We start from the raw sequence: 25003 nt of genomic DNA, 5'->3' as shown, positions 1-25003 counted from the left end.
TAGGGGTAAGTTCGAGTCAGCCGTATTTGCTGACATCACTTTTCGCCCTTAAGGAACAGCCATGAATGCATCGACGGTTGAGCACACCGCCGACGTCTCGCAGCTGGTTTTTCGTTCGAGAGTGGTGCAGATTCTCGCGGTAGAGACTGCGGTGCTCTACGGGGTCTTGGCGATCTTCGTCGACATTCACCCGTTGTGGGTGCGTCTGGTGCTCGGTTTTCTGGCTTTGAGCGCCGCCGTCGTTGCTCTCGCCGTGCGGGGGCGCACCATTGCGACGCACATGCCCGGGCGCATTCTGATTGTGGCCGCCATGGTCTGCGTGAGCTTCGTCGCATACGCCATCACCAACCAGGGTCTGCCCGTCATCGCGTCGTTCTCTGTGCTCTCGCTCACGATGGCCGTCACGGTGCTCGACACCTACCGCATGGGCATCATTCTGAGCGCATTTGGTTACCTGCTCGCCCTCAGCGTCATCATTTCGCGTGGCGCCAACCCGCTCGCCGCGTGTCTGGTCTTTCTCGGCCTGGCCGTCACGAGCTCGTTTCTGCTGATTCGGCAGCGCCAGTTTCTCGAGCAGGCTCGAGACACGGCCCTCAACCTCGCGCTGACCGATTCGCTGACCGGGCTGCTGAACCGGCGCGGCATGGAGGTGCAGGTTCCGCTGCTCGATAGCGTTTCGAGGCGCACCGGTCAGCAACTCGCCTGCATTCTGCTCGACCTCGACCATTTCAAGGCCATCAACGATCAATTCGGGCACGCCGTGGGCGACGACGTGTTGCGCGCAACATCGGCGACCATCGTGCGCACCATGCGCGAGGCCGATGTTGCCGTGCGTACTGGCGGCGAGGAGTTCGCGGTGTTCTGCCTTGTGCTCGGTCAGAGTGACATGATGGCGCTCGCTGAGCGGCTTCGCGAACAGCTCGAGCATCAGGCGACGCATCCGCAGACCACGGTGAGCATCGGCGCAGCGATCGGTTCGGGCGCCGATAGCGCCGCCATCTCGGCGCTCTCGGCTCGCGCCGACACCGCGTTGTATGCGGCGAAACAGGGCGGCCGCAACACCATTCGTAGTGCATAACGGCCAAAAAGCTGCGCACAGTATGGCGCTGCGGCTCTAGGCCCGGGCATCGCGGGGCGTAGACACTTGAACACATGAAGATCATCACGCTCGAAGAGCACTTTCTGAACCTCGACATCGCCAAGGCCAGCGCGGCCAACTCAGCCAAACTCACGCCGTGGTTCAACGACGCCTTCGACCACGAGCGCGGTGCGCCGTACTCGCCGAGCGCAGAGCAGCTGCTCGACGTCGACGATGTTCGCCTGGCAGACATGGATGCCAATGGCATCACCACCCAGGTGCTCTCGGTGCTCACCGCCCAGCTCTTGCCGGCCGACGTGGCGGTCGACCTGGTGAAGGCCTCGAACGACTGGCTGGCCGCGACCGTCGAACGCCACCCGGGTAGATACGCCGGTTTCGCCGCGCTGCCCACCATTGCGCCCGAGGCCGCCGCCGACGAACTCGAGCGTTCGATCACCGAACTCGGCTTCGTGGGCACGATGATCAACGGACGAACCGAAGACCTCTTTCTCGACGAGCCGAAGTTCGACCCCGTTCTCGAGCGTGCCGCCCGGCTCGATGTGCCCATTTACCTTCACCCGGCGGCCCCGCCGCTCGCCACCAGCAATTCGAACTACGCAGGCCTCGAGAATCTCGTGACCACCCGGTTCGAGACCGTCGCCTGGGGCTGGCACCAAGAAACTGCCGTGCACTTCTTGCATCTCGTGCTCTCGGGCACGTTCGACAAATACCCGAACCTGCAGTTCGTGCTCGGCCACTGGGGCGAGATGATTCCGTTCTTTCTCGAGCGCCTCGACGAAGCCATGCCGAAAAAGACCACAGGCCTTGATCGCACCATGAGCGAGTACCTGCGTGAGAACATGCACGTCACCCCCAGCGGAATGTTCAGCCAGGCCCAACTGCAATTCTGCATCGAACTGCTGGGCGTCGACCGCATCATGTACGCCGTCGACTACCCGTTCGTCTCCCAGGCCGGCGCGGCCGACTTCTTAGAGAACGCGAACCTCTCGAACGAAGACAAAGAAAAGATCGCGCACGTCAACGCAGAGAAGCTGTTCGGGCTGTAAGGCTTGGCTACGCCGCGAAGTGGATGCTCGGCATCACCACCTCGCCGCCGAGTACCGTGAGCGCGGCGGCGTACCCCTCTCGAAGGCTGAGGTCGCTGACCTGGGCGCCCAGGTCAGCGACGTTCACCGACGTGAGTGGAACGCGCATCCCTTCGCCCGTGGCCTTCACCACCGACTCTTTACGGCACCAGAGCGCGTAGAACGCAGCGGGGGTGGCGGCGGTCTCGCCCGGTCCGAGTAGCAATTCGTGCAGCCCGGCGGGTGCAGGGTCGTCGATTCGCTCGACGTCGATTCCCACGGGCCCTGCGGCCGTCACAGACACCGCAACGAGATCGGCCGAATGCGATACCGAAAGGTGAAGGCCGGTAGCGGGGAGCAGTGTTTTTCCGTGTGGAGCGCCGCAGCGCGGGCAGCTCCGATCGATGTCGACCGCGCGCGGGTCGATGCCGAGAACTGCTGCCACCGCCCGGCGAGAGAGCACGACGCCGAGGGTGAAGCGGGCTCGATCGGCGGCGAAGACGTACTCGGCCCGTCTGCGCGACTCGACCTCGTTCAGAAACGCCAGATCGACTGCTGTTTCGGGCCGAAGATCGGCTACCCAGATGTCGCACCCCGAGGTCACGGTTCAAGCCTAGCCGCGTCAGGCGGCGGGGCCGGCGTTCGCGACCGCGACCGCGACCGTGCGCGACGCGACCGCGCGACCGTGCGAGACCGCGACCGCGACCGCGACGGTGACCTCGACCGCGCGCGGGCAGTACCGTAGTGAGTGTGCTATGGTTGCGGCTGCGAGCTTGACCGCGAAGGCGGAGGCCGCATGGGGGTAGTAGAGAACATTCCGCAGTCTGTGGCTGCCAAGGAATGTGCACGTTAGATTCACCCACACCAAGACTCATCATGAGCGGTTCGATTCGCAGCCCGGTGGAGAGCGTCACTGATTCTTTGATAACTCGTGGCATTCTTTGAAAAAGCGCCGATCAATGCGTTCAGACGAGTCTTGAGCGTTTGACGAGCCGAGCGATTTCCTCTCCGGGCTGACGGAGCAGGAAGTCGCAGTCTCGGCGACAGCGGCCAGCCGGCGGCGCTCCGCCAGCCTCACAGAGCCAGCTGCACGCAGCCAGCGGCACAGAGCCAGCTGCACGCAGTCGCAGGCGCGCACCTAGCCCCACGCAGCCGTAGGCTTGAACCCGTCATGACGGCGAATATTTCCTCTCCTGCGCCGCCCTACCTCTTCGGCGCGAGCAGGCGACGGTCCGACGACCTCGTGCTGCGAACCGTGCCCGAATTCTTCGGCGACTACGACGAGGCGTTTCTCGGCAGCGGGGCTCGTGCACTCGTCATGATGCGCCACCACTCAGACGCCGGCTACCGGCTGCACAGCGCCTCCTCCGAGTTGCTTGCCGTGTGGCGCGCGCTGCCTGGAGCCGTCGACGAGATAGCGGCGCGGGTGCTCGAGCATGCGGCGCGGCACGCCCGCTCGCACTTCGACGAGGTTCGCCGGAGCGTCGAGATCAGCGACGCCGAACGCGCCGCCCGCTTCATCTACCTCTGCGGCACCGCTCAGGGCAGCGGACTGGCTAACACCGCAGACGACTTCGCTACCGCACGCTACGGCCGTGACACCGTCGCCTTCGACGAAGCGAACGTGCGGGCCGTCGGGGGGCTGCTCGCAGACCGCGATGTGCGAGTGGATGCCCGCCCGCTCTTCGACCAGCTCGCCGACGTTCGCGAAGACGACTACGTGTTTCTCGAGCCGCCGGGTTCAGGCGGGCTGCTTCCGGGTTCTGAGGTGTCGACGCAGCGCGAGCTGAAGAGCTACATCGGCACGGTCACGGCGCGGGGCGCTTTTCTGCTGTATAGCGAGCATCCATCGACCGACGGGTATGGTGGCACGTCGGCACGGAGCGTACCGGCAGGCGGCGCGGCAGCAGGCGGCGCGGCAGCAGGCGGCGCGGCAGCAGGCGGCGCGACGGGGAGCGTACCGGCGGCCAGCGCGCTTTCGGCGCTGGCCCACAGCGACGGCGAGCCTCTGTGGGCCAACGGATTGCTCGTGCGGGCACTCCGCTCGGGCGGCGGCGTCAGCACCGGCGGCGGCGACAACCGCTACCGGTAACGCGCTGCGAGCTCGGGGCTCTGCCCGTGGAAGGCCGCGAGGTCGGCACCGAAGACGCTCTCGAGAAGGCGGTAGTCGCCGACGCCCGGAGCGCTCACGACCTCGCCGAGCGCGATGCCGGCGAAGGCCGCAGTGACAACATCTTCGGGCGACATGCGGGGGAGGGCCGAGAGATCCATGCCCTGCACCTCGTGAAACTCGGTGGCCACGATGCCCGGGCAGACGACGTGCACGTTCACTCCGGTGCCCTCGAGTTCGGCGTGGAGCGTTTGCGCCATGGCGACCGTGTAGGCGAGCGTACCGGTGTACATGGCGCGCTGGCCCTGAGGCGCGGCCGCGGGCGCGGGGCCCGAGAAGGCGATCATGCCGGCCACGTTGATGATGGTTCCCTCACCGCGCTCGAGCATGCCGGGTACGGCGGCGTGGGTGAGCAAAGTGGGTGCGACCACTTTCACCTGGGTGAGTTCGCGTGCCTCGCTCACGGGCAGTTGCGCGAGGGGCTTGTAGTGCGCCAGCCCGGCGTTGTTGACCAGCACGTTCAGCGGGCGGCTCGAGGCGAGGCCCGAGACCAGGTCGATGCCGGCGTCTGTCGCCAGGTCGGCGACAATGACCTCGACCGAGACATCGGGCAACGAAGCGGCAAGGGCCTCGAGCCTGTCGCGGCGGCGCGCCACCACGATGAGGTCGTAGCCGTCGGCGGCGAGGCGCTCGGCGAAGGCCTTGCCGATTCCCGATGATGCTCCGGTAATGAGGGCGAGTGGTGCCACGGTGGTTCTCCTTGGTTCGAGGCTGTGCTCAGTCTGTGTGCTGAGTCTTGTGTGCTGAGTCTGGGTGGTGCTGCTGGTTGCTGCGGCTTCCTGCTGCTTTCGGCCAGCGGATGCCCGGCCACTACTGATTCTCAGGCCCGGACCCGGCGCGAACCAGCTCCCCGCTGATACTGGTACCGACAGGGAGTAGTCAGAAACGGGGCCGCCTGCCTAGGGTTGCCCTATGGCCGAAGAACCGAACGCGCTGGGGGAGTACTTGCGCGCTCGGCGTGAGCTTGTCACGCCCGAGACCGTGGGTCTTCCGGTGCTGAAGGCGAGGCGAGTGCCGGGGCTCCGGCGCGAAGAGGTGGCGATGCTGTCGGGAATCAGTGCCGAGTACTACCTGCGGCTCGAGCAGGGGCGAGATCGTAATCCGTCGGGGCAGGTGCTGCGGTCGATAGCGCGGGTGCTTCAGCTCGAAGACGAGAGTTATCTGCTGCAACTCGCGGCCGAGCATCCACCGCGCCTGAAAGCCCGGCGCTCGCAGCCCAAGGCAGAGTCGGTGCCGGCGAGTACCGCTCGGCTCGTGGCGGCGCTGCCGTTTCCGGCGTTCATCGAGGGGCGATACCTCGATGTTCTGGCGTCGAACCCGCTGGCGGCGGCGCTGTCACCGACGCTGGTGCCGGGCGCGAACCGCCTGCGTGACGTGTTTCTCGACCCGGCAGAGCAGGCGCTGTTCTCGAACTGGGAGGCCGCGGCCGAGGGGCTGCTGGCCGGCTTTCGCCGCTCGATCGGCACCGACATCGACGACCCGCGGGTAATCGAACTCGTCGGCGAACTGTCGCTGTCGAGCCCCGAATTTAGAACGCTCTGGGCCCGGCACGACGTGGGGCCGCGCGCCGGGGCGCGGTTGACGCTCGACCACCCACAGGTCGGGAGGCTCGCGCTCGACCGCGAGAAGCTCGCCGTGTCGGGCACAGACGGCGTGATGCTCGTCATCTACCACCCGCAGCCCGACACCGATTGCGCCGAGAAGCTCGCCTTTCTGGCGTCGTTCGCGGCGCCCGGCGGCGTTCGGTCGCAGGTGTTCTAGTCGCGGCCTGGCCGCGGCCGGATTGTCGGCTCAGGGGCGCGGAGCGAGCGCCCGCAGCGCCTCGATCGACTCGATGCGTGCCGCAGCCGTCTGGGCGAGGGGCTGCGCGAGAATAGTCGTCACGCCGGCGGAGTCGAACGCCGCAAGGCGCTCCGCCACCTGAGACTCGGTGCCGATCAGTGCGGTCGCGCGCACGAGGTCGTCGGGCACCGCCTCGGCGGCAGCCGCCTTCTCGCCGGCGAGGTACAGCTCTTGCACGCGAGCGGCCTCGTCGGCATAGCCGTACCGCACGGCGAGGTCGTTGTAGAAGTTAGCGCCGCGTGCACCCATGCCACCCACATAGAGCGCTATGCGCTGACGGTAGGCATCGAGCATCCGGTCACCGTGCTCGCCGATGTACAACGGAATCGACACGATGGTGTCGAGCGCGCCGAGGGCCGGGTCGCGTTTGGCGAGCCCGGCGTCGAGGGCGTCACCCCAGGCAGCTCGGGCGTGGTCGGGGTGGTAGAAGATCGGCAGCCAGCCGTCAGCGATCTCTGCCGCTTGTGCCACCGCACGCGGCGTCAGCGCAGCAAGTGAAATGGGGATGCTCGGTCGCACCGGCTCGTTGATGATCTTCAGCGGCTTTCCAAGCCCCGTGCCTTCATCAGCGGGCAGCGGAATGCGGTAGTTCTTGCCCACGTGCTCCACGCGTTCGCGGCGCCACACCGAGCGGCAGATCTCCACCGTCTCGCGCAGGTGCCCGAGCGGGGCCGTGAACGGCACCCCGTGAAATCCTTCGATGACTTGCGCGCCCGAACTGCCGAGCCCGAGTTCGAACCGGCCTCCCGACACCGAATCGAGCCCGGCCGCCGTCATGGCGATGAGCGTGGGTGTGCGCGAGTAGATGGGCAGAATCGTCGACGTGAGCGTGATGGTCGACGTCACTGCGGCAAGGTAGCCGAGCCGGCTCACCGCGTCGAACGAGTACGCCTCGGAGACGGCCACCACCTCGGCGCCCACGCGCTCGAATTCGACAGTCTCAGCCGCCGCGACACTGAAATCGTCGGAGTAGTCGATCGTCACGCCAAGTCGCATCATCGCACCTTTCATCGCGCTGGCCGGTAGGAGCAGAAGGAGTGCAGTGGCCGTCGCAGAGGTAGCGTAGCCGCACCGGCCTACCGCCGCCCCTTCACTCACGAAAGGCCACCACGTTCCCTTCGCTCCCGCCCCGATTTCTGTAGGCGCTCCACGAAAAAGGCCGAACCTCAGGGCCCCCCTGCCGCTGATGGTGTTGCCGTCAGAGAGGTCCTTGAAGGCGAGGCGCGCGCGATGGAATAGTCCACGTACGAGGCCACGTGCTCTGTGCACGCGATGGCGCGTGGACTATTCCGTGGAAGTGCCGAGCCGGTCAGTGCGTGCCGCGTAGCGCGAGATCAGCTGCACGGCCGCGACCAGGCCACCGGGATGATGATGGTCGCCCGCCTGAGCTGGTTGACAAATCGCTGGTATCCGTACGAGTTGGCGACGTATCCGATGCCGCCGGCGCCGATGGTGCATTTATAGCCGAATACTCGATCATGGCGATGGTGTTGATGGTCAGCCAGCCGATGAGCGACGGAATCGCTTCAGCGAGCTGCGCCGTGGGAATGATCTGAAAGAGTGAAGGATGTCGGGCATCGGTACTGACAGACGGATGTATTTCGTCGCACCGGGCTGCTGGCTAAACTGAGCTGGCCTGCCCGACCCGGCTCGGGCCCAAGGCAGAGGAGACACAATGGCGTCGCAAACCAGCCGTGCGATCGACCTCACCGATGGTCGGGCGCTCGGTTACCACGACACATCGACCCTGGTGCGCGCGTGAATGCGACTGACGGCATCGACGCGTGCGCAGCGCTCTGCGAGCTCGCGGGCAGGTTGGCGGTCGGCGCCGATCAGGCGCGCCCGTTTCTCATCACGTTCGCGCACGAGTCTGCGGGTATCGCTCCCGGGCCGTTCTGGTTCGTGAGTGCCGCAACGGGCGGCAGAAACCTGCTACCCGGGCGCGGCTTCAGGCCCGAACTCGACGACGGTTCTCGCGGACAGGCGCGGCACTTCGGAGGCATCGTGGCAAGCGTCGCTCACCTGGGGCCGCGCGCGACCCGATCGTTGTCGGTTCACGTTCGGCGCGACGCTCCGCACAGCGCAGACGGCCGCCTCACCGACGAGGCGATCGAGTTCGCCACCCTCGTTTTGGCGGGTGAGTTGCTCCCCGCTAACGCGTCGGCATGGCTGGCACGGCGTCTCTGCGGGAGCTAGGCACGCGTCGCGGGAGCTAAGCACGCGTCGCGGGAGCTAGGCACGCATCACTGCGGGGCTGCAGGGTACTGGCCGTGCAACGTTCGCTCGGGCAGTCCGCGAACGGGGTAGCCGGCGCGCGGGTCGACCACGAGCATCCGTTGGCCGTCTGCTGCTACTTCACGACGTGGATGCACGGTGAACGGTGCGCGGGCGCGAGCTGCTTCGAGGGCTTCGGCCACCGTCGAGCTCTCGGCGAGCAGGCGCAGGTTCATGAGGGTGGGAAAGACGAGCGACCGTTCGCCCGCGGCTTCGGCGGCGAGGGCTCGGGCGGGGGTGATCCACTCGAGGCCGACCGTTTCGACGCCGTCACTGACGCCGGGCTGGTTCGGGGGAGCAGCGGCGATGAAGAACCAGGTGTCGAAGCGCCGGGCGATGCCGGCGGGCGTGACCCAGTGCGCGAACTCGACGAGTTCGTCGAGGTCGAGCCGGGCGTTCGTGCGGTCGAGTACCGTTCGCAGCGGCAACCCGCGAAGCTCGGCGACGTCGCGACTCTCGGCCTGCCCTCGACGTGCGGCGGTGTCTGTGCTCGAATGCGCGGCGAGCAGAATGGATGCCTCCTCCCACGTCTCTCGAATAGCGCCCACTCGAAGGGCGCGTTCGTCGGCGGTCAGCCGATCGGCGCCGTTAGCGCTTGCGCCCGAAGTGCTTCTGTCGGTGGCACTTGCGCCGGCGGTGACGTCGAACCACGAGTCGTCGCCGTCAGCCAAATCGATGGCGCCACCCGGAAACACGAGCGCCGAGGCGAAGGTGGCGGCCGCGTGCCGGGTCACCATGAGCACTTCGAGCGGAGCGTCGCGCACGACAAGAACGGTCGCCGAGCGCCGAGGTGCCTCGTTCGCAGGGTTTGCGTTCGCCGTCGCGTCGCCTGCCGCTGGCAAGCTCGCCATCGCCCCACTCGAGCCCGCGCTCGCAGCGGAGGTCTCTGCTGTCGCGCCGGCATCCGGTGCCGCATTCGTCACCGCGGGCTACTTCAGCAGTCGCGAGAGCACGCGGTCGGCCAGCGGTTTGCCGCCCGTCTGGCACGTGGGGCAGTACTGCAGCGACGAGTCGGCGTAGGTGACCTGGCGCACCGTGTCGCCGCAAACGGGGCACGCCTCGCCGGTGCGACCGTGCACCTGTAAGCCGAGCTTCTTCTCGCGCTTCAGATCTGAGGCTGCCAGCCCGTCAGAGCGTTCAATCGCTTCGCGCAAGGTCGCCTGCATCGCATCGAAGAGCAGCGCGGTCTCGTCTTCTGACATCGAGGCCGGTTTGAACGGCGACATATGCGCCGCGTGCAGAATCTCGTCAGAATACGCGTTGCCGATGCCCGCGATCACCGACTGATTGCGCAGCACCCCCTTGATCTGCGACCGCCCGGCGGTGTGCAGGATGCCCGAGAACACCTCGAGCGTGAACCCGTCGCTGAGCGGATCAGGCCCCAAGCGCGCCACCCCGGGCACCTCGTTCGCGTCTCGAACCACGTAAATCGCGAGGCTCTTCTTCGTGCCGGCCTCGGTGATGTCGAGCCCGGCACCGGCAACCGCCACGGAAGACATGCTACCCGAGTTGTCTGCTCCGGCTGCGATCGCTTCGGCCGTGGCGTCTCCGTCGCCGCTCTTCGGGTCACCAGTGAGCACCACCCGTGCGGCCAACGGACCTTTACCCGGCCGCCCAGAAGGCGCGGGCGGCGGCCCTTCGCGCCACCGAATCCACCCAGCCCGCGCAAGATGCATCACGAGATGCAGTTCGTCGCCGGTCTCACCCGCGTCGCCCGCGTCTTTCGGCGCGTCGAACGTGAAGTCGAGAAACTTGCCGTGCCTGCTGACGGCACTGATCACTCGCCCCGAAAACGCACTCACAGGCGGGTCGAACGTCTTCAACGCAGCGAACGAAACCACGTCGACCCGGTCGAGCGTTCGCCCGATCATCCGCGCCCCAAGGTCGGCGACGAGCGCGGTGACCTCAGGTAGCTCTGGCACCTTCTCATTATGCCGCCGCCCACAGACAGTGGGTCCCTTTTTTGAGCGGGGAGGGTGGGTTGGTGCAGGGCGGCGGCTAGACCGCCGCGCCCAGCATCGCGTCGGCGGTGAGCTCGACCGAGCGCAGCCGGTCGGCGAGGCGCGGTGACTGGTGCCCCACGATGATCTCGTCGGCGCCGGTTTGTGCAGCGAAGTTCTCGAGAAAGGCGCGCACCTCGTCGGGCGTACCCGCAACCGAGTACTTCATCATGTTCGCGATGTGGCGCCCGTTCGCGGTGGTCAAGAACGCATCGATCTGTTCGTCGCTGTACTCCGGGGCCGCCGGCCCGCGTGAGATCATGCTGCGCACGCGTGAACGGCGGGTGATGTCGAACTGCCGCCGGGCATCCTCACCGTCTTCAGAGGCGATGACGTTCGCCCCCACGATGACGTGCGGCTCGCTGAGTTCACCTGTGCCGGTCAGCTCGGCCGGCCGAAATTCACTGCGGTACGTGGCCACAGCCTCAAACAGCGCATCGGGCGAGAAGTGCGACGCGAAGGCATACGGCAGCCCGAGCATGGCGGCGAGCTGGGCCCCGAACAGTGACGACCCGAGAATGTATAAAGGTACGCGAGTGGATGCCCGTGGCACCGCCTGCACCCCCGGCACCCTCGACTCGCCCCACAGATACCCCTGCAGTTCGAGTACATCTTGCGGAAAGGTCTCTGCCGACGACGCGTCACGCCGCATCGCGTGCATGGTGACTTGATCGCTGCCGGGCGCCCGCCCGAGTCCGAGGTCGATGCGGCCAGGCGTCAGCGTCTCGAGGGTGCCGAACTGCTCGGCGATGGTCAGCGGAGCATGGTTCGGCAGCATGATTCCGCCCGCGCCCAGGCGAATGGTCGAGGTCTGCGCGGCGACATGGCCGATGAGGATGCTCGTGGCCGACGAGGCGATGGTGGGCATGTTGTGGTGCTCGGCGTACCAGACCCGGCGGTACCCGTGCTTCTCGGCGGTCTGAGCGAGCGCCACGCTCGCCGCGAACGTTTTACGAGCGGTCTCGCCGGGCGCGATGGGGGCGAGGTCAAGAATGGAGAGCGGAATCGACATGCTCACTTCAACAAGCGGCGCCCCGAATTCGTTCCCGCGCACCGGCGCGCGAGCCCGCGCCGCCCATACCGCCCGTCGACCCGCCGGCCCGCCGACCTGGCGCCCGACGCACGACAACGGGCTAGTGACGCCTGCCGCTGCGCCGATAGAGTGGCGACATGTCGAACTTGAAGGCTCAGGCCTACCTCAAAGAAGCACGCGAATCTGCCAGCCTTGCCGCTTATGACGTGCAGAAGTTCGAGGCAGACACCCCCGAACGCCAGTCGATTCACAACCTGGTGAGCGCCATCGACAAGCTCATCGAAACGGTCGACGCGCTCGCCGACGACGAGCCCGCCTAGCGCCTAGCGCCTAGCGCCTAGCGCACATCGCCCCTTCTGCGACCTGCGCGGATCACTCTCTCCGGTGAGTCCGTTAGGTCGTTTTGAGTCTCGTACACCGGGCTCAAAACGACGTAACAGGCTCAGACGTAGCGGGCTCACTCGAACCGGATGAGAACAAATGCCCGCGGCTCAGTCTTTGGAGGGCCGCCAGGCGCGCTCGAACGGCAGCCGCCAGGCGTTCGGCGCAATGAGCTGGTGAATCGCGTTCGGGCCCCAGGTTCCAGGTGCATAAACGCGCACGGGCGGCGGGTCGTCGAGCAGCTCGGTCGAGATCTCCCAGAGGCGTTCGATGCCCTCTGCAGTGGTGAAGAGCGTGTGGTCGCCGCGCATCGCGTCGAGAATCAGGCGCTCGTAGGCCTCGAGCACGTCGCCGGCCCGCTCATGGTCGTGCAGCGCGAACTGCATGGAGAGTTTGTCGAGCTTCATGCCCGGCCCGGGCCGCTTGCCGTAGAACGAGAGCGAGACCTTCGACGCGTCGGCAAGGTCGAAGGTGAGGTGGTCTGGCCCGCTCTTGCCCACGCCAGACCCGGCCGGAAACATGCTTTTCGGCGGCTCGTGAAACGCGATGGAGATGATGCGCTGCCCCTCGGCGAGCTTCTTTCCGGTGCGCAGATAGAACGGAACGCCCGCCCAGCGCCAGTTGTCGATTTCGACCTTCAGCGCCACGAATGTCTCGGTCTCCGACTCGCGTGAGACACCCGGTTCGTCGCGATACCCGCCGTATTGCCCGCGCACCACGTTCGCCGGGTCGATGGGCCGCATCGACCGAAAGACCTTGTTCTTCTCTTCGCTGATGGCTTTCGGCTCGAGCGCGGTCGGCGGCTCCATGGCCATGAACGCGAGAATCTGAAAAAGGTGCGTCACGACCATGTCTTTGAATGCGCCGGTCGACTCGTAGAACTCCGCCCGGCGGTCGAGCCCCAGTGTCTCGGGCACGTCGATCTGCACATGCGCGATGAAGTTGCGGTTCCAGATGGGCTCGAACAGGCCGTTTGCGAATCTGAACGCCAGGATGTTCTGGGCCGGCTCCTTGCCCAGAAAGTGGTCGATGCGAAAGATCTGCGACTCGTGAAACGTCTCGTGCAGCTTGGCGTTGAGAGCAACAGCGCTCTCGAGATCGACGCCGAACGGCTTCTCCATGATGACCCGCGAATGATCCACCAGATCGGCATCGGCGAGCATCTTGACCACAGCGAGGGCGGCTTTGGGCGGAACACTGAGGTAGTGCAGGCGGCGGGCGCCTTCGCCCAGCAATTCTTCGGCATCGCGCACGGCGGTGGCCAGAGCATCCGGGCCCGCATTCTGGCCCACATAGGTCAGACGTGACGCGAAACTCTCGAGCTGCTCGTCTGACAGCGGGCGGGTGCCGAACTCGTGGCAGGCGGTAATGGCGAAGTCGCGAAACGACTCGTCGTCGTACGGCTCAAGTGAAGTTCCGACGATGCGGATGCTCGGGGCCAGCGACGAGAGCACGAGATGCGCCATACCGGGAATCAGTTTGCGCCTGGCGAGATCACCCGTAGCACCGAACAGCACAACAACGTGCGGGGCGATGGTCGTCGAGAGATCGAAGTGGTCGGGTTCGTCAGGAATCATGCTCACCTTCGAAATAGTGGCAGCGCCGGGGTGCCGGCAGGGCAAACGCAAACAAACCTTCACGTGAACGAAACATGCCCGTATTGCTGCGGGGTTCGCAGGGGTCGAGCACGGCTGCCGACGAGGCAGATTATCGATAACCCGTTCATAGAATTGGCATAGCCGCCGCATAGGGCCCCTTCGTACCGTCAAACCAGACACGCGAAAAGGAGCCTCATGTTCGGTACATATCTCAGACGAGAACTCGTCAATCGGCGAAAACAGACCATCATCATTTCGATTGGAATGGCCCTCGCCATCGGCCTGGTCATTCTGGTCAACTCGATTTCGGCCGGCGTGCAGGGGGCTCAGGCCTCGGTGCTTCAGTCGGTCTACGGCGTCGGAACCGACATCACCATCAGCCAGGCGGCAACCGCACCAACGGCCGGGGCCAACCCCGGTCAGTTCGCCTTCGGCTCCGGCTCGGGAACGACGTCGGGCGGAACCACCACGCTGAACCAGTCGACGCTCACCATAACGCGAACCGAAACCGTGTTCGACGCCACCGCGCTCGACACCGTGAAGGCGACCAGCGGCGTCTCGGCCGCCACCGGAACTCTGTCGTTGACGAACCTGACGTTCAACGGGCAGCTGCCCTCGCAATCGCAGAGCGGCACGGGCACGGGTACCGGCACTGGTACTGAGGGTGGCAGCGGCAGCGCTCCCGCCGCCGGTTCTGCGGCGACTGGCGGGGCGGATGGCGCGGGCGGAAGCTCCTTCGATGTGAACAACTTCACCGTGCTCGGTCTCGACCCCTCTGGGGCATCCGTCGGCCCGCTCTCGGCCGTCACCTTGGCCAGCGGCCGGCTGCTCACCGCGGCCGACGTAGGCACCGACAATGCCGTGCTCGACAGCAGCTACGCCACCTCGGCGTCGCTCGCCACCGGCGGCACCATCGACATCGGCGGCACCACCTTCACCATCGTCGGAACCGTTTCATCGTCGGGCTCAGACAGCGTCACCGCGTCGAACGTCTACATTCCGCTCGACGTGGCTCAAACGCTCTCGAGCAACGCGGGCAAGATCAGCAACATCTACGTGACTGCCGCATCGTCATCGAGTGTCGATCAGGTCGCCTCCGCACTGCAGACGGCATTGCCTACCGCAACCGTCAGTACTCAGGCCGATCTCGCGTCGACCGTGTCGGGGTCGCTTTCGACCGCGTCATCGCTGGTCTCGAACCTCGGCACCTGGCTTTCGGTTCTGGTTCTGGCCGCTGCGTTTTTGATCGCCATTCTCTTCACGATCTCGGGGGTCACCCGTCGAACTCGTGAATTCGGCACGCTCAAAGCGGTGGGCTGGAGCAATCGGCGCATCGTCAGCCAGGTCGCGGGGGAGTCGGTGGTTCAGGGGCTCATCGGCGGTGCCATCGGCATTGTCGTGGGGCTCATCGGCATCATCGTGGTGAACATCGTGGCTCCGACGCTGAGCGGGTCGGCTTCGGCGACCGCTGCTGGCACGGCGAGCGGCGGCGGCGCGGCGGGCGGGCCTGGTGGTGGCGGCTTCGGTGCTGCGGCCCGTGCGGTCGCTTCGACCACCGTCACCCTGCAAGCGCCCGTCACGTTCAGCATCATTCTCATCGCGGTGGGGCTGGCCGTGCTGGGCGGGTTGCTCGCCGGTGCGATTGGCGGCTGGCGCGCGGCCCGGCTGCGGCCGGCCGAGGCGCTTCGGTCGGTGGGGTAGGGGGGGCCACGGGCATCCACTCGCCGGAGTCAGACACACACCCACGCAAACGAATTCAGTCAAGGAGCAAAAACGATGTATGAACTGACGAACGTCACGAAAACCTACAACGCGTCGAAGCGAAAGATCACGGCACTCGACTCGGTCACCCTGAGCATCGCAGATGGCCAGATGGTCGCGATTCAGGGGCCAACGGGCGGCGGCAAGTCAACACTGCTGCAGATGCTGGGCGCGCTCGACCGGCCCACCTCGGGTGAGGTGCGGCTCGGTGCGTCGATGCTCTCGAAGCTCGGCGACCACAAGCTGGCCGAAATCAGGGCGAAAGAGGTGGGGTTCGTTTTTCAGGGGTTCAACCTGATTCCCACCCTGACCGCGCTCGAGAATGTCGAGACGGCGCTTGCCCCTCTGCCGGTTTCGGGAGCCGAGCGGCGTCGGCGTTCAGCCGAGGCGCTCGACTCGGTGGGGCTCGCCGAGCGCTACGGGCATCTTCCCGCCGAACTGTCGGGCGGCCAGCAACAGCGGGTGGCCATTGCCCGAGCGCTGGTCAAACGGCCCGACGTGCTGCTCGCCGACGAGCCGACGGGCGCGCTCGACGAAGACACTCGCGACGAGATCATGGAGCTGCTCGAAGGCTTCTGGCGCGACCAGGGGCTGACGCTGATCATCGTGACGCACGACTCCGCCGTAGCCAGGCGGGCAGAGCGGCGCCTGCACATCAAGGGCGGAAAGGTGACGGAGGTGGAAGCACCGGCGCCGGCGCAGGTGGGGTGAGGGCTCGGCCCTGAGCGCCGTGGCGGCTCGGGCGTGCGTCGTGCGCGTCGTGGGCGCGGCGTGAAGGCCGGGCTGGCCGCTCCGGCTTCACGGACCGCTGGACAAGGTTCGGTTCTCGAGGCGCCAGACGAACTTCAAACCAGACCAATCGGTGTCGATCGCAGCGACTTTGGTGTCGACCAAACCGAAGGCGAGCCCGGTCTGCCGAACGACTGCATCACCCAGATTGCTCTGGTGGCCTGCCGCTTTTCGGGGCCACGCGATCCACAGTGCGCCGGCCGGAAAGATGCGATCGGCGAGACCTGGGATGCGCGGGGCAAGGTCAGCGGCCCGGGTCACGAAGGCGAGAATGACGTCGGCAGGGTCAGGATGCCCGGTGGGCTGCAGGCCCGGGGGCGGGTTGTCGAGCATCCACTCGTCTGGCGGCTCGTCGAGGCTGACCCTCAGCCCCGGTTTCAGGCCGAGTTTGCGGGCCTGAGGCGACAACGACGAGGCCTCGCCTGCAGCTGACATGGCTTGATTGTAGACCGCAGCCGTTGTGCGTGCTGGGCCTTATAACCGCATCGAAGTCGGTATGCAACAGGTTGCCGGGCCTCGGCTGGGGCGAGAAGGTAGAGCGATGAGGCGCATTTCGTACGCAGGTGAATCGTTCGTCACCACTGACGGTGTCGCCGATGCTCTGCTGCGATTGGTCGCGGCGCTGGGGGCGAATCACACTGCGGCGGCGATTGAGGTTCCGGCGTTTGTGGTGGGGCGTGGGCGGGGCGGGGATCGGGGTCGTCAGCGGGAGGCGGCAGCCAGTGTCGAGTTAGGCGGCGAAGGCCCTGCCGTCGAACTCGTTCGCCTCGTGGCCGGCCCATCGAGCGAAATGATCAGCCGTCAACACGATGCGGCCGAAGAGGCCCTTGCGGCCGAGTTCAGCGCTGAAGCTTCGGCCGCGATCGTTCGCCTGAACGCCCGTACGACAGCGTTGGGGGTGCCGCGGGCGGTCATTCATGCGCACCCGCAGGGCAAGGTCGAGTTCGACTTCGATGGGCTCGAGTCGCTGTAGGGGTATAGTGACAAAATGTCACTGAATGACCAAACTGCGACGACGTGAGTGATTTCTGGGTCGCTACTCTTTCTGAAGTGATCGCGGGCCTGCTTTCTGGGGTGGTGCTGGCCCTGATACCGCTGGTCGTCACGCGAAAGAAGGCTGGCACGATCGCCGGTGCCGGCGGTAGAAACAGTGCGAGCGCCGCCGAAAACGGCAATCAGATTCACGTCGGCGGTGACGTGCTCGGCGATGTGACGATCAACGATCAGAGAGTGTCAATCACTCAGAACATTTCGGCGTCATTGGCGGCGCAGGCGAGCGGCGGTGGGGTGTCATCGAACAGCGCGAGTTCGAACGGTCGCCTCGCTGCGGCGTGTTGCGCCTTCGTGGCCCTCGCCTGCCTGTTCGTGTTCTATCACCCGATTGCTCTGGGTCTCATGGTCGGCGCCGTCGTCGGTCTGCTCGTCAACTTTGTTGTTGTGGTGATTCGCACGAGTCACGCTGCATTGTGGTCTGGGCGCACGCGGCAGTCGTGCGCGCGCGTCGCTGCGGCCGTCGGTGTCGCTGTAACGAGCTGGGTTGCGATCTATACGACCACCATCCACGGATATAACTTGCTCGCCATGCAGGTAATCCTGGGGCGAACGAGCGTCGATCTGGCGGTGACAAACAGTGCGATAACGAATGTCGTAGAGGCTGTTCTGGGGCCGATTCGGCAGGTGATCGAACAGTTTGGCGCTGAGGGGCTCATGTTCTTGGTTTGTCTTCTCGCCGGAGCGCTGTTCTCCGCCGTCGTGGTCTTTCGGGCGTGGCAGCTCGTCTTCGACTGGGCAAGCTTTGTCAGGTTCGCGAGCGGAAATGCTCCGCTGAGCGTCACTGCCCGGGCAAAGAAGTTTCGTCGTGAAAACCTGATGTGGCTCGCTGAACTCGCGCTCGCGGGCACAATCGCGATCGTCTTCGCTTCGGGCCTTGCGTTCTCGGGGTACTACGCCATGACCGGCCAGTTCGAGCTGCCTTCCGCGGTCTCGACGCCCGCGCCCTGAGGCATTCGTTTCGAAGGTGAGTGAATGTCAGTGGTTGGTGTTTGACTTGGGTCATGAACGAAACCGCTTCTTCTCTTGTGTCTCAGGGTGATGGGATGCGCGCGCTGATCGATGACATTGAAGTGCTGTTTGGGTGCCGTTCTGCCGCGCCCAATGGGCTTGCCGACAGCCCGGTGGCTGGGTTGTCTGACGAGGATGCGTTGACGGGTCTGGTGCTCGTGGAGCGGTTGGGTAAGTTGGTCGACGCCTTGCGGGTCGAGTTCGCTTCGACAGTGGATGCCCGGTGTGAGGTTACCCGAGGGGACGACCGTCTCACGGTGAGGCTGGGTTTCGCGACGGTGCAGAAGCTTCTCGCGGCGCATACGGGTACGTCGGTGTCGACGGCGTCTGACAGGGTGCGGCTGGGCCGTCGTATCCGCACGGATATGTCGCTCGCTGGGGTGCCGAACCCGTCGCGGTTCCCCCGTGTGGAAGAAGCCCTCCGTACCGGGGTACTGGGTGTGGATACGGCGGAAGTGATCACCCGGAAGCTGTCGCAGGTCGCGAAGACGACCGGGTACACGGAGGAGCTCGGGGCGGCGGAGGAGTATCTCGTGGCGGCGGCGGCACAGTCGGCGGGTGGTCTGGGTTTCTCCGCGGACGAAGTAGGTGTTCTCGCGGGGAATCTCCGCGACCGTCTTGACCCTGACGGGGTCGAACCCCGTGACGCGTGCCTGACCGAGCAGCGCAGCCTCCGGTTCATCACGCTGCCGTCGGGGATGGTGAAGATGATCGGCCTGCTGCCACCCGAAGACGCCGCATCCTGGCTCGCGATCGACGCCGCCACCCAAAGCCCCCGGGTGCGGCCATCGTTCCGTGCTGATCCGGCCGATACGGATCCTGACGGTGGAGCTACTGCGACCCGGCGAAGCGGCGGTGACACGGGCTCTGCGAGGGCCACTGTCGCCGCTGATACTGCGGCCGGCAACGATCACGGCGACGACGATGAGGCCGTCGAGCCGCCGATCGACCCTGTGTTCGAGGATCCGCGTACTCGGGATCAGAAATGTTTAGACGTTTTCACTGATGTGATCCGGAGGGGTGCGACGTTGCCTGAGGTGCCCCGTATCAACGGTGCCGCCGCAGTCGTTTCGGTGCATGCTGATCTTGATGACATTGTTGCCGGTCGCGGGGTGGGCTGGGTACCCGGCATCACCGAACCGTTACCCGCCAGTGCGGTGCAGCAGCTGCTCTGCCACGCCGACAGCATGACCACGGTGTTCGGTGAGGGCGGGCAGGTGCTCTGCCAGGGCAAGAAGCAACGCCTGTTCACGACCCGGCAGATTCAGGCCATGGCGGCCCGTGACGGCGGATGCGTCTGGCCAGGCTGCGACCGGCCACCTTCGTGGTGTGAAAGTCACCACACGACCCCGTGGACCTCGCAAGGCTACCTTCCAGGCCGTACCGATGTGGACCTCGGCGTGCTCCTGTGCCATTTTCACCATTCCGTCGTACACAAAACGGGGTGGACGTTGACCATGATCAGCGGGGCACCGCACTTCATCCCACCCGACTGCCTTGATTGGACACGCACCCCCAGACCCGCAACCCAGCAACGCACCCGCACACGACTGAAACCATTGAAACTCGGCGACCTCCCCAAACGAACAGAACCCTGGCACCGCACACCAAGCAGCACGAGCACGGCGAGCGGCGGCGGTGATAGGTCATGACCCGTACGAGCACAGAACTCTGCCCGCAGCCGAGTCGGGCGGTGACTGCCGGCCGACAGCAGCCGCCAATTGCGATTGAATAAGACGGTGCCCTCACCACTCATCGCGGCCCTGCGACGCGACCTCATCACCTCATCGTTCAGCGTCGAAACCGTCGGCGAGCTGTGGGGCGGCTCGGCCGCCGCGGCACTTTTTCGCGGCCAGCGGTTGCCGGCCATCAGGGCACTGCAACGACGACGTGACGACGGCATACCCCCGACGCGTGCCGAGACTCTGGCGGCGCTTTTCGTGCTGAACGTGCCGGTCGACCGGCAACACGCTGAAGCGGCTCTGCCCAATCTCACAGTCGCCGGCGCCCTCGAACTCGGGCTCGTGGGGGAGCTGCCGACCGACTCGTCCATTGACTCGCGCACCGACTCGTCCATTGACTCGCGCACCGACTCATTCACCGCAGGCGCCTCGCAACTGACCGCGCTACTCGACTTGCGCCCGTACAGCTTCGTCGATGCTCTCGGGGCTGGCAGCTGGTGGATTCTCTCTGATCTGGGTGAGGTGGCTCTCGGCGGCCGCCCGCTCGAGCCGAATCATGTGCTCGGCGTGGGTGGGGCATCCACTACCCTCAGCGGGCTCATGATCAACGAACCCGTGGGCCGGGTGCTCGACCTCGGCACCGGGTGCGGAATTCAGGCCCTTCATGCCTCGCGGCACGCTCGAACCGTCATTGCAACTGACATCTCTGAGCGCGCACTCTGGCTGGCCGGCCTCAACGCCGAGATCAACGCCATCGACAACATCGAATTTCGGCTCGGCAGCCTGTTCGAGCCGGTGGCCGGCGAAACGTTCGACCAGATCGTCTCGAACCCACCGTTCGTCATCACGCCGCGCCTCGAGGGCGTGCCGCTGTACGAGTACCGCGATGCGGGGCTCGTGGGCGACGAGCTGGTGGCGACGGTCATCCGGGGCTGCGAAGGCCACCTCGCGCCGGGCGGCATCGCTCAGCTGCTCGGCAACTGGGAGTATCGCGGGCAGGGCACCCAGCACGAGCAGCACGAGCAGACTGACGGCCTCGAACGGGTACGCAGCTGGCTGAGCGCCAGCACGCTCGACGCCTGGGTCATCGAACGCGAGCTGCAGGATGCCCCGCAGTACGCCGAGACCTGGATTCGTGATGGCGGCACGCGCCCCGGCACCGCCGAGTTCGACACCCTCTACGCCTCGTGGCTCGACGACTTCGAAGCTCGAGCAGTGACGCACGTGGGTTTCGGGTACGTGCTGCTGCGCAACGATCAGCAGAGACCTGCTGCGCAGCCGCCGATGCGCCGCTTCGAGCGACTCGACGGAGCTCGCGGCTCGAACCCGGCCGGCCTGGGGCACTACTTCGCAACCAGCCTCGAAGGCTACGACTGGCAGCTCGCGAAGAGCGATGAAGAGCTGCTCGCGTCGACTGTCAGCTACGCCGCAGACGTCACCGAAGAGCGGCACTACTGGCCCGGTCAAGAGAACCCCACCGTGATGAGTCTGCGTCAGGGTAGCGGGTTCGCCCGCACGGTTTCTCTCGGCACGGCGCTGGCGGCACTCGTCGGTGCGTGCGACGGCGAGCTGAGCATCGGGCAGATCTGCGGGGCCATCGCTCACCTGCTCGATGTCAACGAACTCGAATTATTGGTCGAAGTTCTGCCGAGCGTGCGCGAGCTGATCATCGACGGCTTCTTATTGCCCGACCAGCTGCATGCCTGACCAGCTGCATGCCTGACCAGCCGCTTGCCTGACCAGCTGCATTAGAGCGCAACCGCTTTAGACTCGCCGCCGCAGCCGAGTGCGGGCGAAGTCGCGGGTCAATCCCGTGCCCACGAGAATGCCGAGCGCGATGGAGAACAGTGACAGCGCAGTGTTCACGAGAGTCGTCACGCTCGCCGCGCTTGCACTCACAGCCGTTCCGCCCGCGCTTTCGCTGATGCCGATGAACCCCAGTGCTCCGGGCACCAGTAGCCAGAACGAGGCGAGCATCATGACCGTGGCGGGCGGCGCGGTGCGAAAGCGTGCGAGCAACCGGCTGAGCGGAACGACCACGAGGGCCCCAACGAAACCAGAGAGCACGGGCCCGAGAAAAACGGCCCCGATGGTCTGGGCACCGTAGGCGGCGAAGAGGGCAACGAGAATCCACAGAAACGAGCGTTTCGGCGCTGACAGAAAAAACACGAACCCGGCTCCGACTAACGCGACCCCCGCGATGGCCGACCACCAGCCGAGCCCTTGCTGCTGCGCCACTTCGGTTCCGCCGCCGGTGATGGTGAGGCCGGCGATCACGCCGAACGCCAGCAAGAGCAGTTGCGCCACCCCGTAGACCACCCGGCTTGCGCCCGCGATGATCTGGTTGCTGGTGAGTTCGATCGACGCCACCGTGAGCGTGAGGCCCGGCAGAAAGCTGACCAGGGCGGGTGCGATCAGCTTCAGTGGGTCGTCGCCGGCCGCATGCGCCAGAAACAACGAGGTGACCACGGTGACGATGAACGACGCGAACACGGGCATGGCACTGCCGAGCGTCGGCAGTTTCTTGCCGAGCAGCAGCAGGCCGCCGACCAATGCGCCGAGAAGCAGGTAAGCGGGAACCGCCGCCACGGTGGGGTTCAACGTCAGCCCGAAGCCGAGGCACAGAATGGTGTGGCCCACCACGGTCATCCACGGGCCATACCTCGGTGGGGCGGTGCGGATGCTCGCCAGGCGCCCGAGCGCATCATCGGGGTTCAGCGTTCCTCGCTGGGCTTCGCCCACCAGCTCGTCGATGGCTGCGGCCTGATCGAGCCGAATCGACAGCGACGACACCGTGTCGAGGTCGGTGCGGCCCGGGCGAGCCACGATGTCTTCGACACGGCCGGTCACGACGCGCTGCGACCCGGTTATGGCGCGCTGCGACCCGGTTTCGGTCGAAACCGACCCGCGCACCGGCGGTTCGCCCGGGCCGGCCACCGCGTCGAGCTGCAAGATCACGAGGGTCGGCAGCACGGCGATGCGGATGCCCGTCAGATTGTAGGTGTCAGCGATCTCGTAGAGCGTGCTCTCGACATCGTTCGTGGCCTGACTCGACGCGAGCATGGCCACGCCGAGCGCCCGCAGCATGGTGAGAATTGCGGTGTCTTTGGCGTCTTCGTCTGGGGTTTCGGGCCGCGGAAGAGGCGGTTTGAGAGTACGGCCCCACTGATGCCTGAGCGTACGCCACGGGTGAAAGGCCATGCGAGTATCTTCGCAGACGCGTATCGCGTCGCGCGTATAAGGTCGAAGGAGAAGCAGCACCACACCACCTCATGAAACGGAGCAACCTGTGAGCGACACCGTCTACACGGCAATTCTTGACAGCGGCAGCACGACCGAGTCGATCGAGCTCGAGTTCATCGAGGGGCTACCGCAGAAGTCGCTGGTACGCACCGCTGACATCGACGGCGAACCGGCCGAGGTGGTGTGGGAGCTCGACCCCGACGCAGCCGAGTACACCTACCGTCCGCTCGAGATCGAAGAGGGGGCCGACGCGTAGCAGCGCCGAGCCGGCGGCTCAGCGCCGGGCCGCGCAGCGCCGAGCCGGCGGCTAGCTCGCCGCAGTCTGCGCCGCCCGCAGCGTGTGCAGCGCCTCGCGCCGCGCCGCCTGCTCCACCGGGTCGGGCACGGGAAGCGACGCGAGCAGCCGCTGCGTATACGGGTGCTGAGGTGCGCCAAGCACCTCGGCACCCGTGCCCTCCTCGACCAGCGTGCCGTGATAAAGCACCGCGATGCGGTCGGCCAGCAAGTCGACCACAGCGAGGTCGTGGCTGATGAACAGCGCCGCGAATCCGAATTCGCGCTGCAGCTCGGCGAACAACTCGAGCACTCTCGCCTGAACCGAGACGTCGAGCGCGGAGGTGGGTTCGTCGGCGATAAGCAGCGACGGCTCGAGCGCAATGGCGCGGGCAAGACTCGCGCGTTGACGCTGACCTCCGCTCAACTCGTGCGGGTACCGATCGCCGAAACTCGCTGGCAATTGCACAGCCTCGAGCAGTTCATCCACTCGTTTGCGCGCCGATCGGGGGTCGCGTGCGCGCCCGTGCACAATCAGCGGCTCAGCCACGCACTCGGCGATGGTCAGCAGTGGATTGAAGCTCGAGGCGGGGTCTTGAAAGACGAAGCCGATGTCGCTGCGGGTCTTCTTGAAGACCCGTTCGCGCACGCCGTTCATCTCGTGCCCGAGCACCTTCAGCGAACCGCCGCTGACCTTCGTCAGGCCCCCGATGGCCCGCCCGATGGTGGTCTTGCCCGATCCGCTCTCGCCCACCAGCCCGAGCACCTCGCCAGCCCGAATCTCGAAGCTCACGTCGTCGACCGCGACGAACGCGCTGCGCCCGAAGCGCCCCGGGTATTCGATTCTCAGGTGATCGGCGACGACCACCGGTGCCGCGTTCGCCCAGCTGGCTTCGCGAGCGGATGCCCGTTCCGCCGTTTGCAGAACACCCTGCCCGATGTGCGGCACAGACGCCAGAAGCCGTTTCGTGTAGTCGTTCTGCGGGTTCTGAAAGAGCGTCACGGCGTCGGCCTCTTCGACCACTTCGCCCTGGTACATCACCACGACGCGGTCGGCCAGGTCGGCGACCACCCCCATGTTGTGCGTGATCAGCACGATCGCGGTGCCGAATTCGTCACGACAGCGTCGCAGCAGGTCGAGAATCTCGGCCTGAACGGTCACATCGAGTGCGGTCGTGGGTTCGTCGGCCACGATCAGCCCAGGGTTCAGCACCAGCGCCTGCGCGATCACCACGCGCTGCTTCTGGCCGCCCGAGAACTGGTGCGGGTAATAATTGACGCGAGTCTTCGGGTCGGGAATGCCCACCCGCCCGAGAATCTCGATGGCCTTCGCTTTGGCCTCAGCCCGCGAATAGTCGCCGTGTGCGCGCAGACCTTCGGCGATCTGCCAGCCCACGGTGTACACCGGGTTCAGCGCGGTCGACGGCTCTTGAAACACCATCGACACGTCAGACCCGCGGATGCCCCGCAGTTGCTTCTTCGACAGGCTCAGCACATCGTTGGTGCTCGTGCCCGCGCGATTCGACAGCACAATGGCGCCCCGGGCCGTGGCCGTCTCGGGCAGCAGACCGAGAATGGATTTCGCGGTGACGGTCTTGCCCGAGCCGCTCTCACCCACGATCGCGAGCACCTCGCCCGCGGCCACGTTCAGGCTGACGCCGTCGACCGCGCGTACAGTGCCCGCGTCGGTGGCGAACGAGACGTCGAGGTCGGTGATGCTGACGACAGTTTTG

Annotated in this window: 23 protein-coding genes; 13 read left to right on the top strand and 10 right to left on the bottom strand. The window is 65.9% G+C overall.

What is annotated here, in order from left to right; genetic code table 11:
- Nucleotides 1-61: 61 nt before the first annotated feature.
- Both IEX24_RS04510 and IEX24_RS04505 read left to right on the top strand, forming a co-directional pair.
- Nucleotides 62-1078 carry a GGDEF domain-containing protein gene (locus IEX24_RS04510; protein WP_188674519.1) on the top strand — a complete coding sequence of 339 codons (1017 nt, stop codon included), beginning with the start codon at nucleotides 62-64 and terminating at the stop codon, nucleotides 1076-1078.
- Between the two features lie 74 nt (nucleotides 1079-1152).
- Nucleotides 1153-2145: an amidohydrolase family protein gene (locus IEX24_RS04505; protein WP_188674516.1), complete on the top strand. Its 993-nt coding sequence runs from the start codon at nucleotides 1153-1155 to the stop codon at nucleotides 2143-2145.
- Nucleotides 2146-2152: 7 nt separating this feature from the next.
- Here the strand turns inward: IEX24_RS04505 and IEX24_RS04500 are convergent, their stop codons facing one another.
- Nucleotides 2153-2767, bottom strand: coding sequence for a 4'-phosphopantetheinyl transferase family protein (locus IEX24_RS04500; RefSeq protein ID WP_188674513.1), 615 nt, complete (start codon nucleotides 2765-2767; stop codon nucleotides 2153-2155).
- 567 nt (nucleotides 2768-3334) lie between these two features.
- On the opposite strand from IEX24_RS04500, the gene IEX24_RS04495 reads away from it, so the two are divergent.
- Nucleotides 3335-4255, top strand: a complete 921-nt coding sequence (locus tag IEX24_RS04495) for a DNA adenine methylase (protein WP_188674510.1) — start codon at nucleotides 3335-3337, stop codon at nucleotides 4253-4255.
- Here the strand turns inward: IEX24_RS04495 and IEX24_RS04490 are convergent.
- A complete protein-coding gene (locus IEX24_RS04490; RefSeq protein WP_188674508.1) occupies nucleotides 4246-5022 on the bottom strand; it encodes an SDR family NAD(P)-dependent oxidoreductase in 777 nt (258 codons plus the stop codon). The two genes, IEX24_RS04495 and IEX24_RS04490, sit on opposite strands and share 10 nt — an antisense overlap.
- A 223-nt stretch (nucleotides 5023-5245) precedes the next feature.
- Here IEX24_RS04490 and IEX24_RS04485 point away from each other — a divergent pair, with 223 nt between their 5' ends.
- Nucleotides 5246-6094, top strand: a complete 849-nt coding sequence (locus tag IEX24_RS04485) for a helix-turn-helix domain-containing protein (RefSeq protein ID WP_188674505.1) — start codon at nucleotides 5246-5248, stop codon at nucleotides 6092-6094.
- 30 nt (nucleotides 6095-6124) lie between these two features.
- Here the strand turns inward: IEX24_RS04485 and IEX24_RS04480 are convergent, their stop codons facing one another.
- Nucleotides 6125-7174, bottom strand: a complete 1050-nt coding sequence (locus tag IEX24_RS04480; RefSeq protein WP_229715094.1) for an LLM class F420-dependent oxidoreductase — start codon at nucleotides 7172-7174, stop codon at nucleotides 6125-6127.
- A gap of 759 nt (nucleotides 7175-7933) precedes the next feature.
- On the opposite strand from IEX24_RS04480, the gene IEX24_RS04475 reads away from it, so the two are divergent.
- A complete protein-coding gene (locus IEX24_RS04475) occupies nucleotides 7934-8371 on the top strand; it encodes a hypothetical protein (protein WP_188674502.1) in 438 nt (145 codons plus the stop codon).
- Between the two features lie 47 nt (nucleotides 8372-8418).
- On the opposite strand, the gene IEX24_RS04470 is transcribed toward IEX24_RS04475, so the two are convergent.
- From IEX24_RS04470 to IEX24_RS04460, 3 genes are all read right to left on the bottom strand, one after another.
- Nucleotides 8419-9372, bottom strand: coding sequence for an NUDIX hydrolase (locus IEX24_RS04470; protein WP_188674499.1), 954 nt, complete (start codon nucleotides 9370-9372; stop codon nucleotides 8419-8421).
- Between the two features lie 6 nt (nucleotides 9373-9378).
- Nucleotides 9379-10371 (bottom strand): Fpg/Nei family DNA glycosylase, encoded by a 993-nt coding sequence (locus IEX24_RS04465; protein ID WP_188674495.1) that lies wholly within the window; start codon nucleotides 10369-10371, stop codon nucleotides 9379-9381.
- A 76-nt stretch (nucleotides 10372-10447) separates the two neighbouring features.
- A complete protein-coding gene (locus IEX24_RS04460; RefSeq protein ID WP_188674493.1) occupies nucleotides 10448-11461 on the bottom strand; it encodes an LLM class flavin-dependent oxidoreductase in 1014 nt (337 codons plus the stop codon).
- A gap of 158 nt (nucleotides 11462-11619) precedes the next feature.
- Between IEX24_RS04460 and IEX24_RS04455 the strand changes: the two genes are divergently transcribed.
- On the top strand, nucleotides 11620-11802 hold the full coding sequence (locus IEX24_RS04455; protein ID WP_188674490.1) for a hypothetical protein: 183 nt from the start codon (nucleotides 11620-11622) through the stop codon (nucleotides 11800-11802).
- 171 nt (nucleotides 11803-11973) lie between these two features.
- On the opposite strand, the gene zwf is transcribed toward IEX24_RS04455, so the two are convergent.
- Nucleotides 11974-13440, bottom strand: a complete 1467-nt coding sequence (zwf, locus tag IEX24_RS04450) for a glucose-6-phosphate dehydrogenase (protein ID WP_188674487.1) — start codon at nucleotides 13438-13440, stop codon at nucleotides 11974-11976.
- A 216-nt stretch (nucleotides 13441-13656) separates the two neighbouring features.
- Between zwf and IEX24_RS04445 the strand changes: the two genes are divergently transcribed.
- Both IEX24_RS04445 and IEX24_RS04440 read left to right on the top strand, forming a co-directional pair.
- Entirely contained in the window at nucleotides 13657-15162 is a 1506-nt protein-coding gene (locus IEX24_RS04445; protein WP_188674483.1) for an ABC transporter permease, read from the top strand.
- A gap of 75 nt (nucleotides 15163-15237) precedes the next feature.
- On the top strand, nucleotides 15238-15933 hold the full coding sequence (locus IEX24_RS04440) for an ABC transporter ATP-binding protein (protein WP_188674480.1): 696 nt from the start codon (nucleotides 15238-15240) through the stop codon (nucleotides 15931-15933).
- Between the two features lie 87 nt (nucleotides 15934-16020).
- On the opposite strand, the gene IEX24_RS04435 is transcribed toward IEX24_RS04440, so the two are convergent.
- Entirely contained in the window at nucleotides 16021-16446 is a 426-nt protein-coding gene (locus tag IEX24_RS04435; RefSeq protein WP_188674477.1) for a DUF3052 domain-containing protein, read from the bottom strand.
- Nucleotides 16447-16552: 106 nt separating this feature from the next.
- Here IEX24_RS04435 and IEX24_RS04430 point away from each other — a divergent pair, with 106 nt between their 5' ends.
- The 4 genes from IEX24_RS04430 to IEX24_RS04415 all read left to right on the top strand — a co-directional run bounded on the left by IEX24_RS04430 (nucleotide 16553) and on the right by IEX24_RS04415 (nucleotide 21461).
- Complete coding sequence (locus tag IEX24_RS04430; protein ID WP_188674474.1) at nucleotides 16553-16984, top strand: hypothetical protein; 432 nt, start codon at nucleotides 16553-16555, stop codon at nucleotides 16982-16984.
- Nucleotides 16985-17028: 44 nt separating this feature from the next.
- Nucleotides 17029-18012 (top strand): hypothetical protein, encoded by a 984-nt coding sequence (locus tag IEX24_RS04425; protein ID WP_188674471.1) that lies wholly within the window; start codon nucleotides 17029-17031, stop codon nucleotides 18010-18012.
- A gap of 53 nt (nucleotides 18013-18065) precedes the next feature.
- On the top strand, nucleotides 18066-19724 hold the full coding sequence (locus IEX24_RS04420) for an HNH endonuclease signature motif containing protein (RefSeq protein ID WP_188674468.1): 1659 nt from the start codon (nucleotides 18066-18068) through the stop codon (nucleotides 19722-19724).
- An 87-nt stretch (nucleotides 19725-19811) separates the two neighbouring features.
- Complete coding sequence (locus IEX24_RS04415; protein WP_229715093.1) at nucleotides 19812-21461, top strand: DUF7059 domain-containing protein; 1650 nt, start codon at nucleotides 19812-19814, stop codon at nucleotides 21459-21461.
- A gap of 57 nt (nucleotides 21462-21518) precedes the next feature.
- Here IEX24_RS04415 and IEX24_RS04410 read toward each other — a convergent pair whose 3' ends face one another.
- Nucleotides 21519-22955, bottom strand: coding sequence for a threonine/serine exporter family protein (locus IEX24_RS04410; protein ID WP_188674462.1), 1437 nt, complete (start codon nucleotides 22953-22955; stop codon nucleotides 21519-21521).
- An 88-nt stretch (nucleotides 22956-23043) separates the two neighbouring features.
- Here IEX24_RS04410 and IEX24_RS04405 point away from each other — a divergent pair, with 88 nt between their 5' ends.
- Nucleotides 23044-23253, top strand: coding sequence for a hypothetical protein (locus IEX24_RS04405; protein WP_188674459.1), 210 nt, complete (start codon nucleotides 23044-23046; stop codon nucleotides 23251-23253).
- A 51-nt stretch (nucleotides 23254-23304) separates the two neighbouring features.
- Here the strand turns inward: IEX24_RS04405 and IEX24_RS04400 are convergent, their stop codons facing one another.
- Nucleotides 23305-24987 (bottom strand): ABC transporter ATP-binding protein, encoded by a 1683-nt coding sequence (locus tag IEX24_RS04400; protein ID WP_229715165.1) that lies wholly within the window; start codon nucleotides 24985-24987, stop codon nucleotides 23305-23307.
- Nucleotides 24988-25003: the final 16 nt, after the last annotated feature.

The sequence above is a fragment of the Subtercola lobariae genome, from assembly GCF_014640255.1.
GTDB classification, from domain to species: Bacteria; Actinomycetota; Actinomycetes; order Actinomycetales; family Microbacteriaceae; genus Subtercola; species Subtercola lobariae.
Note: the sequence above shows the minus strand (reverse complement) of the source record. Positions and strands in the feature narration are given on the sequence as shown.

Bases quoted from the DNA above. Each gene is read 5' to 3' on its own strand.
- IEX24_RS04510 (WP_188674519.1), top strand. From the start codon at position 62: ATGAATGCATCGACGGTTGAGCACACCGCCGACGTCTCGCAGCTGGTT.
- IEX24_RS04505 (WP_188674516.1), top strand. From the start codon at position 1,153: ATGAAGATCATCACGCTCGAAGAGCACTTTCTGAACCTCGACATCGCC.
- IEX24_RS04495 (WP_188674510.1), top strand. From the start codon at position 3,335: ATGACGGCGAATATTTCCTCTCCTGCGCCGCCCTACCTCTTCGGCGCG.
- IEX24_RS04485 (WP_188674505.1), top strand. From the start codon at position 5,246: ATGGCCGAAGAACCGAACGCGCTGGGGGAGTACTTGCGCGCTCGGCGT.
- IEX24_RS04480 (WP_229715094.1), bottom strand. From the start codon at position 7,174: ATGATGCGACTTGGCGTGACGATCGACTACTCCGACGATTTCAGTGTC.
- IEX24_RS04460 (WP_188674493.1), bottom strand. From the start codon at position 11,461: ATGTCGATTCCGCTCTCCATTCTTGACCTCGCCCCCATCGCGCCCGGC.
- IEX24_RS04455 (WP_188674490.1), top strand. From the start codon at position 11,620: ATGTCGAACTTGAAGGCTCAGGCCTACCTCAAAGAAGCACGCGAATCT.
- zwf (WP_188674487.1), bottom strand. From the start codon at position 13,440: ATGATTCCTGACGAACCCGACCACTTCGATCTCTCGACGACCATCGCC.
- IEX24_RS04445 (WP_188674483.1), top strand. From the start codon at position 13,657: ATGTTCGGTACATATCTCAGACGAGAACTCGTCAATCGGCGAAAACAG.
- IEX24_RS04440 (WP_188674480.1), top strand. From the start codon at position 15,238: ATGTATGAACTGACGAACGTCACGAAAACCTACAACGCGTCGAAGCGA.
- IEX24_RS04435 (WP_188674477.1), bottom strand. From the start codon at position 16,446: ATGTCAGCTGCAGGCGAGGCCTCGTCGTTGTCGCCTCAGGCCCGCAAA.
- IEX24_RS04430 (WP_188674474.1), top strand. From the start codon at position 16,553: ATGAGGCGCATTTCGTACGCAGGTGAATCGTTCGTCACCACTGACGGT.
- IEX24_RS04420 (WP_188674468.1), top strand. From the start codon at position 18,066: ATGAACGAAACCGCTTCTTCTCTTGTGTCTCAGGGTGATGGGATGCGC.
- IEX24_RS04410 (WP_188674462.1), bottom strand. From the start codon at position 22,955: ATGGCCTTTCACCCGTGGCGTACGCTCAGGCATCAGTGGGGCCGTACT.